This is a genomic window from Micromonospora sp. NPDC049891 (genome assembly GCF_040660295.1).
GTDB lineage: Bacteria > Actinomycetota > Actinomycetes > Mycobacteriales > Micromonosporaceae > Micromonospora.
This window is the reverse complement of sequence record NZ_JBFAML010000001.1, coordinates 461,384-474,976: the sequence shown is the minus strand read 5'-3', so window position 1 is coordinate 474,976 and position 13,593 is coordinate 461,384. Positions and strand designations below refer to the sequence as shown.

The following is a 13,593-nucleotide window of genomic DNA, read 5'->3' as shown; positions in this document are numbered from 1 at the left end:
CACCTGGTCACCGCTTCGGGGGAACTCTCAGTCGATCGCCACCGGCAGCGCGGCGACCGCCCGGTCGGCTCGTGCGCCGGCCTCCGCCGGCGATCGACCCTGGGCGATCACGTATCCGAGCCGGTCCAGGAACGAACCGAGTCGGACGATCCGCTGGCCGGGCCGCGCGGTGACCACCGCGTCGACCACACCTGGCAGCGCCAGCGCCGATGCCGGGTCGGGCAGCGTCCCGACGACACCGTCAGCCGCCGGAAGGAGGAAACGGACGCTGGCGTACCCGGTCCGCACCGTACCTTGTGGTGGGACACGGCCCGCGCTGCGCGCCACCAGCTCCGCGATCAGATCCTGCCCGGTGGCCACCCGGATCGCCTGCGGGATCATGCCGCCGGCCAACCTGGGGTTGAGCTCCACCACGACCGCCCGGCCGTCGGTCATCCGTAGCTCGACGTGCGCCGCGCCCCAACCCAACCCGAGCGCGGCGAGCGCGGCTCGGGCGCTCTCGCCGAGCAGTGTGGCGGTGCCGGGTGCCACGGCGGCCGGAACGTCGTGCCCGACCTCCAGGAACCCTCGGGACTCGTCGACGTGCTTGGCCACCACCGCCCGTACCTCGCCAGCCAGCAGTTCGACGGAGAACTCCGGGCCGGACAGGTAGCACTCCACCAGCACGGCCGCCGGCAACGGCAGGCCGCGCTCGTCGGTCCTGGTGGCGAGCAACTCGGCGGCGTGCGTCGCCACCATGCGCGGGTCGTCACAGCGGCGTACCCCGATCGAGCCGGACCGGCTGACCGGCTTCACCACCACCGGCAGCCCCAACCGCTGCGCGGCCGCTAGCGCGGCCGGCACCGATGTCACCACCTGGTATCCGGGCGAGGCGACGCCGGCCGCCGCGAACCGCTCGCGCTGGACGCCCTTGCTCCGCGCGGCGGCCAGCCGCTCCGGTTCCTCCCCCGGCACATCGAGGGCGCGGGCCACAGCGGCCGCGGTGGCGATGAAGTACTCGGAGCTGGAGGTCACTCCCGCGACCCGGTGGGCCTGCGCCAGCCCACGGCAGCAGGCCAGCACCGCAGGCGGTGACCCGGTGTCACACCTGTGTACCGGCAGGTCCAGCTCGGCGGCGTACGGATAGCGGGTGGGATCGGCGGTGACCAGGTGCGGAACGAGACCCAGGTCGCGGGCCCGCTCCGCGAAGAGCCGGCCGCTACCGGTCGTGTTGCTCTCCACCAGGATCAGCAGCTCAGCCACGGCAGACCGCCGCGCTGGCCGCGCCGAGCGCGTCGGCCGCCCGAGCCCATCGCCGACGCAGGTCATGAAGGTCCACCCGCAGCCGGTGGCGCAGCACCCAGGCGGCGGCCAGTGCTTCCACCCGGCTGCCCGGACCGCCGCCGAAGCGGGCACGGTCGGCGGCCGTACGCGGATCGATCCGCGCGAACCCGTCGGGTGGCCAGGCCGCGCCGTCGTCGACCGCCCGCAGCACCGCCGCGCCGACCCGGCGATGCGCCTCGCGGAACGGCACCCCCTGGCGGACCAGGTCGTTGGTCACCGCCGTCGCCTCCACGAAGCCGCGAGCGGCAGCCGGCTCCATGGTGGCCGGGCATGGACGAGCCCCCGCGACCACGAGGGCGGCGAGGGCCAGCACATCCCGTGTGGTCCGCAGAGCCGGCGCGACCGGCTTCATCGCTTCGGTGCCGACCTCGATCGAGTTGGTGAAGGGTGCCGACCGGATCGCGCTCATCGCGGTCACCCAGGCGCCGAGCACCCGGGTGGGACGGGCCTTCAGATGCTCCAGGACGAATGCGTTCCGCTTCTGGGGAAGGGCCGAGGAGCCGCCCACCAGCCAGTCGGGAAACTGCACGTAGTGCAGTTCGGACGAGCTCCACAGTTGCAGGTCGGCGGCGAGCCGGGACACTGTGACGGTCAGGTTCGCGGCGACGCCGAGCGCGTCGAGGGAGGCGTCGCGGGAGGCGATCGCGTCCACGGCGTGCAAGGGGCCGGACGCGAAGCCGAGCAACGCCGCCGTGCGCTCGGTGTCGAGGTCGAGGTCGGTGCCGGCCACCGCGTGTGCGCCCAACGGACACCTGCGGATCGCGCGGAGACAGGCCACCATCCGGTCGAGTTCCCGGAGCAACGCGAGCGCGACTCCGGTGAGGTAGTACCCGTAGGTGATCGGCATCGCCGGCTGGTAGTGGGTGTGGATCGCCATCACGTCGTCGAGGTGCCGGCCCGCCGTGGCGAGCAGCGCCGTGACCAGCCTGCCGCCCTCGGCGACCACATCGGATCCGCGGTCACGCAGCCCGAGCAGCGTCGTGGTGGCGTTCAGGTCGTTGCGGGACCTGCCGGTGTGCAGCAGGCCGCCCACGTCGGGACCACAGCGCCGGGTGACGGCCTCCTCGTAGGCGAGGTAGATTCCGCGCGGCCGGGGCAGCGCCAGCACCGCGCCGAAGCCTTCGGCCTCGATGTCCCGCACGGTACGCAACAGTTGCGCCGCCTGCTCGCCGGTGATGATCCCGCGCTCGGCGAGCATCACCAGATGGGCCCGGTCGACCTGGGCGATCAGACGCAGCACCGCCCGGTCGGCGACCGGATCGGACGCCTCGTAGCAGAGCCGCTGCGCCTTGCCGGCGAGGGGACTGGCGATCCGGCCCGTGTCCGACACCGGGTGCGGTCCGTTCATCCGGCGAGAGCCTGTTCGTCACAGACCTCGGCCAGCGTGCGGCGTCCCCACCGCATCCAGGTCCAGTCGGGATCGCCGGACGGCATCGGCACCTCCCGGGGACGGACATCGGCGGGCACCCGACGCCGGGGGTCGGCGTCGAGCCAGGCCTCGTCGTAGACCGTGTCGATGTAGCGGTCCCCCTGGTCGGGCAGCATCACCACGGCGACCCTGCCTGGATGGTGAGCCGCCCACCAACGGGCCACCGCCAGGGCCGCCCCCGAGGTCGGGCCGTGGAACAGCGCGTGCCGGCGGTGCAACTGACGGGTTTCCCGGTAGGCGACTCCCGGTGGGCACCAGTGCACCTCGTCGAAGACCGTGTGGTCGAGGTTGCGCGGCAGCACGCTGTTGCCGAGCCCACGCAGCTCGCGCACCTGGTCGGGCTGGCCGAACAGCACGCTGCCGGGTGTGTCGACACCGATGGCGACCAGGTGGGGAAAGTACGCCCGCAGCGCGGTCGCCGTGCCGCACATCGAGCCGCCCGAGCCCACCGGACCGATCAGGGCGTCGATCCGGCCGAGCTGACCGGCGAGATGGTCGAGGAGCACCGCGTAGGAGGCCGGATTGCGCGGGTTGTCGTACTGCCGCGGCCAGAAGTGGTCGGGGTGACGCTCACGGACCTCAGCCAGCCGGGCCAACCGCATCGTCTGGAATTCCCCACGCGGCGACGGCGTCGCGCACATCTCGATGACGACGCCCAGGTCAGCCAGGCGACGGCAGAGTCGCCGGTCCACCACCGGGTCGGTGACCAGCGTCAACGGGCGGCGGATCAGGGCGGCCTTCACCGCAAGCGCCACGCCGAAGGTGCCACTTGTCGATTCCACGATCATCGTGCCGGGACCGATCTCACCGGAGGCGAGGGCCGTGTCGATGATGTGATGCGCGGGCAACATCTTCATCAGCTTGAACGAAGCGCCCCAGAGGGAGCCGCCGAGCGGCACCACGGCCGGCAGCAGATCCATGGCGACCGCGTCGACGCCCGCTCCGGGAGGAACACGTGTCACGGTGAGCCCGCACCTCCTCGTAATCGCGGCGCGTCGGTCTGTCGTGACGAGCACCATGACACACACCGGATGCCCGGTCTAACGTCTGGCTCAGCCAGCGGCGAGCGGAGGATTTCCGATATGGAGCTGCCACGACATCGGGTCGATCTGCGGGCGATGGTCCGGCTGACCGAGTTGGCCGACTACGTCGTGCCGTTCTGCCTCCGGGTCGCCTGCGACCTGCGTCTGGCGGACCACCTCGCCGCCGGGGCCCGAGGTGTGGAGGAACTCGCCGAGGTCACCGGCACCCGGGCCGGGCCGTTGCTGCGTCTCCTGCGTACGTTGGCGAGCCGCGAGGTGTTCGTCGAGACCACGCCGACGGTCTTCGCGCTCACCGATCTCGCCCAGCCGTTGCGCAGTGACCACCCGCTCTCCCTCGCCGACGCCTACCCGCTGTTGAGCTGCGACGTGGCCGCCTGGGGGCGTCTCGACCACAGCATCCGCACCGGGCAGGCAGCGTTCGATCTCGTGCACGGCACCGATTACTGGCGGTACATGGCGACCCATCCGGAGGAGAGCCGCCGGTTCGACGCCTCCCAGCGGGCCGCGACCCGTCTGGAGTTGCGCAGTGTCCTGGGCGCGTACCCCTGGGCCGACCTGCACTCGATTGTGGACCTGGGCGGCGGCGACGGCGGATTCCTGGCCGGCATTCTGGCCCGGTTTCGCCACCTCCGGGGCACCCTCTTCGACCTGCCGCACGTAGCGTCCGGCGCGGCGAAGGTGTTCGCCGACGCCGGTGTCTCCGACCGGGCCGAGGCGGTGGGCGGCAGCTTCCTCGACCCGGACGGCGGACCGGTGCCTGCCGGGGCCGACGCCTACCTGTGCAAGCGGGTGCTCTACCACTGGGACGACGAGAGCGCCACGGTGCTGTTGCGAAAGGTCCGCGCGGCGATGCGCCCGGACAGCCGGCTACTCGTCATCGAACCGGTGGTCGACCCCGTCGTGGACGGCGAGTCGTACGTGACCGGCCTGCGCTACGACATGCTGCTGCTGGCCATGGCCGGTGGTGGCGCCCGCGAGGTGACCGCGATCGAGAACCTGGTGCGCACCGCTGATCTGCGACTGGTGCGCACCATCGGCACCCTCACCCTTCCGATCCTGGAGATCCGCCCCGCGTGACGGGGCAGATCGGACCTCGGAGGCGCGTACTTCCACAGTCCGGCGCCGGATGGCAGGTGGCCAGATACCGACATGTCGGCGTAATGGCGGTGGCCGATGTTGCTGTCAGGTATCCGCCGTCCGGTTCCTGTCCCGCTGCCCGTTCAGCAGTTACGGTTCGTCCACCCCAGTCTCGGTTAAGTACATCGTCAGTCCAGCCGGCCACCCCGGCTGGTGGTGAGCGGGATGGATAGCAGGTCGATGTCTCAGGTCGAGGACTTGCAGGACACCGGGAACGGTGCCGACGCACCGGGGACGTCCATGGAGTTCCGCATCCTCGGCCCGCTGGAGGTGCTGGCGCCGAACGGAGGCATCGACCTGGGCGCGCCGCGCCAGCGCATCGTGCTGGCAAGCCTGGTCCTCCAGGCCAACCGGGTCGTGTCGGTCGGACACCTCGTCGAGGCGATCTACGGCGACAACGCCCCACCCACATCCCGCGTGCAGATCCAGATCTGCGTGTCCGCGCTACGCCGCCTGCTGGCCGGACACGGTCACCCGGACGCCATCCAGACCTACCCGACCGGCTACCGGCTGCACGTCGGGCCGGGCAACCTCGACCTGCACCAGTACGAAGCCCTGATCGCCGAGGCCCGCCAGGCCCGCGACGCCCGGCGGCTCGCCGACGCCGGACGCGGCTACCGCATCGCGTTGGGGAAATGGCGGGGACCGGCCCTGCGGGACGTCGAGAGCGCGGCCATCCGCGCCATCGCACACGGGCTGGACGAGCGCCGCCTGGCCGCCACCGAGGAGTGCATCGAGGTCGAGCTCGGCCTGGGCCGGCATCGGGAGGTGATCCCCGAGCTGACCGAGTTGACCATGGCGTACCCCCTGCGGGAACGCCTCCGGGGCCTGCTGATGATCGCCCTGCATCGATCGGAGCGGCAGGCCGACGCGCTGGACACCTACCGTGATGCCCGCCGCACCCTCATCGACGAGCTGGGCCTGGAGCCCGGCGACTGGCTACGCCGGCTGGAGCACGGCATTCTGACCGGAGATCCGACGCTGGCGCAACCGTCCACACCGGCTCCCGCGGTGGTGGCGGGACAGCCGGCGGAAGCAGAACCGGCGCCCCGGCTGCTGCCGACCGACATCAGCGACTTCACCGGTCGCGACGATGAGGTGCGGCTCATCGAGGAGCATCTGACCGGCGGCGGGCCGAAGCGCACGGCGGTGCCGGTGGTGGTGCTCACCGGCGGGCCCGGAACGGGCAAGAGCACCCTGGCCGTGCACGTCGCCCACCGGCTTCGCGACCGGTTCCCCGACGGCCAGCTCTTCGTGGACCTGCACGGGCGCCGACCCGAGCGGGTGTCCGCGGCTGAGGCGCTGCAACGGTTCCTGCGCGCCCTCGGGGTGCCACCCGACGCCATACCCGACGGCGTGGACGAACGCGCCGAGGTGTTCCGCGACCGGATCGCCCATCGCCGGCTGCTCATCGTGCTGGACGACGCGGCCGGGGAGTCCCAGGTGCTGTCCCTCCTGCCCGGCGACTGCCGGTCGGCGGTGATCGTCACCAGCCGCTCACCGCTCGCCGCGATCCCCGGAGCGACGAGCGCACCTGTCGGTCCGCTACCGCCCCAGCACGCGATCACACTCCTGCGGCACATCGTGGGACCGGACCGGGTCGACCGGGAGCCGGGATACGTGCTCGACCTGGCCCGGCTCTGCGGCCACCTGCCGCTCGCGCTCCGCGTCGCGGGCGCCCGCCTCGCGTCGCGACCGCACTGGTACGTCGCGGACCTGGTCGACCGCCTCGCCGACGAGCGACGCCGGCTCGATGAACTCGCGCACGCGGGCATCTGCGTCCGCAGCAGCCTGACCTTCGCGTACGAGGCGCTCTGCGCGGACGCCCGCCGGCTACTGCGGCTGCTGGTGCTGGTCAGCCGGTCGTGGGTGTCGCCCTGGGTGGGTGCCGCGCTGCTCGACGTGTCACCGGAGCATGCTCAGGACGTGCTGGACAAGCTGTCCGACGCGCAGCTTCTCGAAACGACGCAGGGGCCCGGCGGGTACGCCCGCTACCGCCTGCACGAACTGGTGCGGGTGTTCGCCCGGGAGCGGCTCGCGGCGGAGGAGAGCCCGGCGGATCGGCATGCCGCGCTGGAACGGTATCTGGACGCCGTGCTGACCTTGCTGGCGGCAGTGGAGCGGTGCAACGGACGGGCCGCACGACGCCCGCGCAGCGCGGCGCCCATCCGCCAGTTCTCCGACCAGACGGCCGATCGGATCGTGACGCCTGTCGAGCAGTGGTACGAGGTGGAGCACCACATGGTCCTCGCGGCCGTACGCCAGGCCGCGCAGGCCGGTCTTGTCGGTACGAGCATCGAGCTGGCCGCCGCTGTGGGCCGCGCGACCGAGGCGCTGCCCTACGCCGACCACGTTCGGCAGGCGCAACGGATCGCCCTCTCCGCCGCCCGCCGCGCTGGTGACCAGTGCGGCGAGGCTGCCGTACTGTACGCCTCTGCCACGCTGTCGATGGCACAGCTGCGAACCGCCGACGCGGTCCGCGAACTGCTTCGGGAGATGGAGCTGTCCGGGGAGGTGGATGACGTCCATGGGCGCGCCGAGGGGTGAGCGCGAGCCGCTGATCGCCGGTCGCGAAGCCCTCGAACCGCCTGAGCCGCCGCCTCCGGGTCGTACGGCCGGCCCGGTGTGACGCGCGATGGCGGTCTCGGCACGCGCGCTCGACGGCGTTCTCGGCCGGCCCGCCGCGGGCCTGCGTATCCGGTTCGAACGCGACGACAACGGTTGGCGCCCGATCGCATGGGACGAGACCGACAACGACGGTTTCGTGCTGGTCTGGCCGGCTTCCGGGCCGAGCGCCGGCGACTACCGGCTGGTGCTCGACTGCGACCACTACTTCGTCGGGCTCGGGCTGATCGCCAGCTATCCGGCAGTGGTGGCGGTCTTCCGGGTGGCCGACGAGGTGGAGAGCCACCACCTGGAAGTCGTCCTGGCCCCGGCGGCCTATTCCGTGTGCATCGCCGCTTACTGATCTGATAGTGATCGATAGCGCGACGATAAGTGACAGATGTCGAACGGTCGCAGGCTCGGCTGAGGGTGCCACCAGGCCAGAGCGAAAGCGAGCCAGACGTGATCACTTCTGTTGACGCATCGAGCCGCCCGACCGACCACCCGACCACCGTCCCCATCTCCGCGCTTGTTCTCGGCGACTCTCCCCGGCTCGCCGGAGAGGACCCCGGACACATCCAGACGCTCGCCGAGGCCGGCACCGACCTGCCGCCGATCCTGGTCCACCGGGAGACCATGCGGGTAGTCGACGGCCTGCACCGAGTACAGGTGGCACGGCTCAACGGGCAGCAGCACATCGCCGTCACCTTCTTCACCGGCGAGGTCCGCGAGGCCTTCGTCCGGGCGGTCGAGGCGAACACCTCGCACGGCCTACCGCTCACGCTCGAGGACCGACGCGAGGCGGCCCGGCGCATCATCGCCCTGTTTCCGGAGTGGTCCGACCGGGCGGTCGCCGAGGTGACCAAGTTGGCGCCGCGCACGGTCGGCACGATCCGCAGTTCGACTGATCCGATTACCCAGTCGAACACGCGGATCGGTCGAGACGGCCGGACCCGGCCGCTGGAGCCGGCCGAGGGTCGGCTGCGTGCCGCCGAGGTGATCGCCCGCCGGCCGGAGGCGTCGTTGCGCGACATCGCCAGTTCCGCCGGGGTCTCGGTGAGCACCGCTCGGGACGTGCGGCTACGACTCAGCTCCGGCGAGAACCCACTGCCGGCGAGTATGCGGCCGGCGACCGACGCCCCGGCGGACGACGCGGCGGACCGGTCGATGCCGCGGCGCACCTCCCGACCACGGACGACAGCGATCACCCACCCCCGACGGACGTCCGTCGTGATGGACGTGCTGCGAAAGGATCCGTCGCTGCGTTACACCGACGCCGGACGCTTCATCCTGCGCTGGCTCGACTCCCACGTGGTGGACACGCCGGACTGGAACCGGATCATCACCCACATTCCGCCACACTGCGGGTACACCATCGCCGAACTCGCGGTCGGCTGCGCCCAGGCATGGCAGCAGCTCGCCGAGGAGTTGCAGGCCGTCATCGACGACACCGTGCCGGCGTCACAGAGCGTGGCCAGTTGACCGACCGGCGAGATCGGCGACCCGCCGCGCCGGATCGTTCGCCCCTTCGCTGACGATTCGCACGTACCCCCGAAGGAAGTCGTCAGCGGTGTCGTCGGTCATCCGGTCGTCGGCCCGGAACAGCACGGCACGTGGCTCGGTGCCGATCGGCACCACCGTCTGCTCCAGCGGGAAACGACTGCCCAGCTGCACCGGAAGTTCCAGCTCGAACGTCACGTCGCGGACGGTCGCGGTACGCGCCAGGTCGGCCATCACGTTGAAGACCACGTCGTCCGGCCGCCCCGGCCCCGCCGGGGCGGCCCCGGCCGGCAGCATCTGAACCGGCAGGTCCTGGTTGACCAGCGCGCCCACGGCGGTGCGATGCGCGACGCGCACCAGGTCCAGGAAGCTCGCCGTGGGGTCCACCGGGGTGCGCAGCAGCACCATGTTGGCGATCAGTCCCACCGTCTGGCGGACCTCCGGCCGGGACCGGTTGGCGAACATCGAGGCCACGGACACGTCGGTCTGCCCGGTGTGCCGGTGCAGGTTGGCATAGAACGCCGCCAGCAGGACCACGAACGGCGTCGTGCCGACCCGTGCCGCCAACTCCCGCACCGCCGGCAGGACGCCGGCCGGAAAGCCCGCCTGCGCGACCGCCGGGCCACCGGGGCGCGCACCCGTCGGTTGGCCGAGCCGTGGCGACTGGCCACCGGCCAACTGGTCACGCCAGTAGGCCCGCTGGCGATCCAGCTCAGCCCCGCGCAGACGGTCGTACTGCCACTGGGCGAAGCGGGCGTAGGACCAACCGTCCCCGGTCGGCCCGCCCGGGTCGTCGTAGCAGGTCGCCAGATCGGCCAGCAGCACGCCTGTCGAGTAGGCGTCGGTCACCAGGTGATGCAGGTTCAGGCAGAGCGTGTGGTGGTCGGCGGCCAGCCGCCACACCGTCGCGCGGGCCGGCCACGTGTCGACGAGTACCGGCCGCGCGAGTTCCTCGACCATCTCCTGCGACAGCAGCCGATCCGGGTCGGCGGCCGTCGAGAGGTCACGCAGCTCGAAGGGCATCGGCCGGGGTGGGTGGATCACCTGCGTCAGCCGGGCGCCCCGGCCACGGAAGGTGGTCCGCAACGAGGCGTGCCGGCGGGCGACCGCGTCGAGCGCGTCCCGCAGCCGGTCGAGGTCGACCGGACCACGGATCCGGCACAGCAGCGGGCAGCTCAGCGCCCCGAAGTCGGCCCGGTAGTGCTGGATCATCCACAGCAGACGCTGGGACACCGATGCCGGTGCCTCCACGTGGCCGGGGCCGGGAGCAGGAATGGGTGCCATCCCACACGCGTACCCTGCCGGCACCGTCTCCGCTAGCGTCGCCAGGGTGTCCAGGCATTCTGTCTCGTCATCCATCGACACACACCTTGACTGGAACTACGACGACCGCGTCGGGTCGACCTTCCGCACCCTGTACGAGCGGGGCGTCCGGGCGCAGTGGAGCGCCGACGACGTCGACTGGAGCGTGCCCGTGCCGTACGGGGCGCCGCTCCCCGATGACTCGGCATTCGCGATGTCGGCGTTCCGGGCCTCGCCGCTGGCCGAGCGGGGCCGGCCGATGTGGGACGCCTTCCGTTGGGAGTTGCAGGTGTGGATGGTCAGCCAGTTCCTGCACGGCGAGCAGGCGGCGATGGTGGTCGCCGGACGGCTCGTCGGTAGCCTTCCCGACCTGGACAGCAAGCTCTGCGCGGCGAGTCAGGCGATCGACGAGGCCCGACACCTCGACGTCTTCTCCCGCTACCTACGGGAGAAGGTGGGCGATTCCTACCCGGTCTCACCGCCGCTGCGTGACCTGCTCGACGACGTGCTCCTTGAGTCGCGTTGGGACATCACGGCACTCGGTATGCAGATCATGGTCGAGGCGGTCGCGATGGCCGCGTTCCGGCTGGCCGAGTCGACGTTCCACGACGACCTCATCAAGGACCTCACCCGCCGGGTCGGCCGCGACGAGGCCCGCCACGTCTCCTTCGGCGTGCTCTCGCTGGAAGGGCTCTACCAGCAGCTCACCACCGCCGAGCGGGCTGAGCGGGAGGGGCTCGTGCTCGACGCGGCCGAACTCATCCGGCGTCGGTTCCTGCTCGTCGACATCTGGGAACGGCTGGACGTCGATCCCCGTGTCGGAGCCGAGTTCGCCGCCACCGACCCGCTGATGATCCGTTACCGGCAGGCGGTCTTCTCCCGGGTGTGCCGAGCGCTGCGGCAGGTCGATCTGCTCACCGACCGGGTCGTCCGTGGTCTGGTCGGGCTCGATCTGCTGCCGACCACGGGGCGCTGACCGGTGAGCACCGAACGGATACCCCTCGACCTGCCCGCCGTCGCGAAGCTCGCCGACCTGGCCGACTACGTGACTCCGCTGGCGCTGCGGGCGGTCGCCGAACTCGGCGTCGCCGATCTCCTGGCCGACGGGCCACTGCCCGTCGACACGCTCGCCGACCGGCTCGGCGTGCATGCGCCGACGCTGCTGCGAACCCTGCGGGCGCTTGCCGCACGAGGCGTCTTCACCGAGGTCGAGCCCGAGACGTTCGGTCTGACCCCGCTGGCCCGCCCGTTGCGCGCCGCGCACCCCCTGTCGCTCCGCGACGCCTATCCGCTGCTGCCGGCCGACCTCCAGGCATGGGCCTACTTCGCGGAGACGTTGCGGACCGGTGAGCCGGGCTTCCCGCTCGCCCACGGGGTCGACTACTGGACCTACCTCGCTGCCGAGCCCGAGCAGAGCGCCAGAGCCGACCGCTGGATGCAGAGCGTGAACCGGTTGCATCTCCGAACCGTCCTGCCGGCCTATCCCTTCGCCCGGTTCGGCAACGTCGTCGACGTCGGCGGCGGCACCGGCGCGTTTCTCGCCGGCCTGCTGGCCCGCAACCCGGGGATGCGCGGCGTCCTGGTCGACCTGCCGCACGTCGTCGACGCCGCCCCTGACGTGTTGGCCGCCGCCGGGGTGGCGGAGCGCTGCCAGGTCGTTGCCGGCAGCTTCTTCGAGGCCCTGCCGGCCGGTGCCGACGGCTACCTGCTCAAGACCGTGCTGCCCGGCTTCGACGACGACGGCGTCGTGTCGATTCTGCGTCGGGTCCGCGAGGCGATGCGCGACGACTCACTGCTGGTGCTGATCGAGGCGGTGCTGCCGCCCGGCGACGCGTTCGACGTCGCCAAGCTCTTCGACGTACACACCCTGGTACTGACCGGCGGGTCCCACCGGACGCCCGAGCACATGGAACGGCTGCTCGCCGACGCCGGACTGCACCTGGCGCGGGTGGTACCGACCGCGACCCTGTCCGTTCTGGAGGTGGCGCCGACCGGCCCGCCGGTCAGGCGGTCGTGAACCGCAACGGCAGTCGCGCGTGACCCCGGAACGGGCTGCCCGGCTCGCGCGCCGCCGCACCAGCCGGTTGCCACGCCGCGCCCCGGCGCACCAGCCAGCCGAACACCGCTGCCGCTTCCTCCCGGGCGAGGTAGGCACCGAGGCACAGGTGGGCACCGCCACCGAAGGCCACGTGCGGGTTCGGGTGACGCGTGATGTCGAGCCGCCCCGGGTCGGCGAAGACCGCCTCGTCGTGGTTGGCGCTGCCGAGCATCAGCACCAGCACCCGACCCGGCCGGATGGTGCGGCCACCGAGTTCGACAGGCTCCCGCACGAGCCGGGCGACCCCCTGGATCGGGCTGTCGTAGCGGAGGAACTCCTCGATGGCGGTCGGGATCAGTGACGGATCCTCGCGTAGCCGCCGCTGCTGCGACTCGTCGGCCGCCAGCGCGGCGAGCCCGGTCGCGATCAGGTGGACCGTCGTCTCGAAGCCGGCGAAGAACGCGAACACCGCGTTGTCGATGACCTCGTCCCTGGTCAACGCGTCACCGTGGTCCTCAGCCGCCAACAGCTGGGACAGCAGGTCACCGCCCGGGTCGGCACGCCGGCCGGCCAACTGGTCGGACACGTACTCCCGAAGCCAGGTGGCGGCGCTGTCGGCCCGCGGGCCGGCCTCCTGCGGGACGATCTGGTTGAAGGCGCGGCCCAGGTCGGTGGCCCGCTGCCGCAATTCCTCGCCCGCCGCGACCGGCAGGTCCAACAGTCGGCAGATCACCCGCACCGGTAGCGGGTACGCCACCTCGGCCACCCCGTCGAACTCGCCCCGCTCCCAGGCCGCGCTGAGCAGCTCGTCGGCGAGCGCGCCGATGTCAGCCCGCAACGCTCGGACCACGGCCGGGGTCAGCGCCTTGCCGACCAGCCGGCGCAGCCGGGTGTGCGCGGGCGGATCGCGGTAGAGCAGGATCCGCCGCAGCAACTGGGTGGCCGGTCCACCGCCGCCGGAGACCCGGTGATAGTCGGCGGGAAACTCGCTGCCCAACCGGGGATCGCGAAGCAGCGTGGTCACGTCGGCGTGGCGGGTCACCCCCCAGACGCCCGGACCGAACCGGCACAGTGGGCCGGCCACCCGCAGTTCGGCGTAGGTGGGATACGGGTCGTCCAGGATCGCCAGGGGCTCGACCCTGCGGGGCAGGCTGCTCGACATCGGCCCAGTCTCGGCGGACCGTCCATGCGGGCCAAGCGTGCTCCCCCGTGCTGGC

The 13,593-nt window shown here is 71.8% G+C and carries 11 protein-coding genes; 6 read left to right on the top strand and 5 right to left on the bottom strand.

The window, feature by feature from the left end; translation table 11 throughout:
- Positions 1-27: 27 nt before the first annotated feature.
- From AB0I71_RS02325 to AB0I71_RS02315, 3 genes are read right to left on the bottom strand one after another with little or no spacing between them, the layout of a single operon-like run.
- On the bottom strand, positions 28-1,242 hold the full coding sequence (locus tag AB0I71_RS02325; RefSeq protein WP_357581421.1) for an ATP-grasp domain-containing protein: 1,215 nt from the start codon (positions 1,240-1,242) through the stop codon (positions 28-30).
- Positions 1,235-2,671 (bottom strand): argininosuccinate lyase, encoded by a 1,437-nt coding sequence (locus tag AB0I71_RS02320; RefSeq protein WP_357581420.1) that lies wholly within the window; start codon positions 2,669-2,671, stop codon positions 1,235-1,237. Before AB0I71_RS02320 ends, AB0I71_RS02325 begins: the two co-directional genes overlap by 8 nt.
- Positions 2,668-3,714 (bottom strand): pyridoxal-phosphate dependent enzyme, encoded by a 1,047-nt coding sequence (locus tag AB0I71_RS02315; RefSeq protein WP_357581419.1) that lies wholly within the window; start codon positions 3,712-3,714, stop codon positions 2,668-2,670. Before AB0I71_RS02315 ends, AB0I71_RS02320 begins: the two co-directional genes overlap by 4 nt.
- A 120-nt stretch (positions 3,715-3,834) precedes the next feature.
- Between AB0I71_RS02315 and AB0I71_RS02310 the strand changes: the two genes are divergently transcribed.
- From AB0I71_RS02310 to AB0I71_RS02295, 4 genes are all read left to right on the top strand, one after another.
- The gene (locus AB0I71_RS02310) at positions 3,835-4,872 is read left to right on the top strand and encodes a methyltransferase (protein ID WP_357581418.1); all 1,038 of its coding nucleotides are present in this window, start codon (positions 3,835-3,837) and stop codon (positions 4,870-4,872) included.
- A 240-nt stretch (positions 4,873-5,112) separates the two neighbouring features.
- Positions 5,113-7,479 carry a BTAD domain-containing putative transcriptional regulator gene (locus AB0I71_RS02305; protein ID WP_357581417.1) on the top strand — a complete coding sequence of 789 codons (2,367 nt, stop codon included), beginning with the start codon at positions 5,113-5,115 and terminating at the stop codon, positions 7,477-7,479.
- Between the two features lie 88 nt (positions 7,480-7,567).
- On the top strand, positions 7,568-7,900 hold the full coding sequence (locus AB0I71_RS02300) for a hydroxyisourate hydrolase (protein WP_357581416.1): 333 nt from the start codon (positions 7,568-7,570) through the stop codon (positions 7,898-7,900).
- Between the two features lie 98 nt (positions 7,901-7,998).
- Positions 7,999-9,018, top strand: coding sequence for a ParB/RepB/Spo0J family partition protein (locus AB0I71_RS02295; protein WP_357581415.1), 1,020 nt, complete (start codon positions 7,999-8,001; stop codon positions 9,016-9,018).
- Here the strand turns inward: AB0I71_RS02295 and AB0I71_RS02290 are convergent.
- Positions 8,998-10,395 (bottom strand): condensation domain-containing protein, encoded by a 1,398-nt coding sequence (locus tag AB0I71_RS02290; protein WP_357581414.1) that lies wholly within the window; start codon positions 10,393-10,395, stop codon positions 8,998-9,000. The two genes, AB0I71_RS02295 and AB0I71_RS02290, sit on opposite strands and share 21 nt — an antisense overlap.
- Here AB0I71_RS02290 and AB0I71_RS02285 point away from each other — a divergent pair.
- Positions 10,367-11,314 (top strand): ferritin-like domain-containing protein, encoded by a 948-nt coding sequence (locus tag AB0I71_RS02285; RefSeq protein ID WP_357581413.1) that lies wholly within the window; start codon positions 10,367-10,369, stop codon positions 11,312-11,314. The two genes, AB0I71_RS02290 and AB0I71_RS02285, sit on opposite strands and share 29 nt — an antisense overlap.
- 3 nt (positions 11,315-11,317) lie before the next feature.
- Complete coding sequence (locus AB0I71_RS02280; RefSeq protein ID WP_357581412.1) at positions 11,318-12,355, top strand: methyltransferase; 1,038 nt, start codon at positions 11,318-11,320, stop codon at positions 12,353-12,355.
- Here AB0I71_RS02280 and AB0I71_RS02275 read toward each other — a convergent pair.
- On the bottom strand, positions 12,342-13,538 hold the full coding sequence (locus AB0I71_RS02275) for a cytochrome P450 (protein WP_357581411.1): 1,197 nt from the start codon (positions 13,536-13,538) through the stop codon (positions 12,342-12,344). The genes AB0I71_RS02280 and AB0I71_RS02275 overlap by 14 nt on opposite strands.
- Positions 13,539-13,593: the final 55 nt, after the last annotated feature.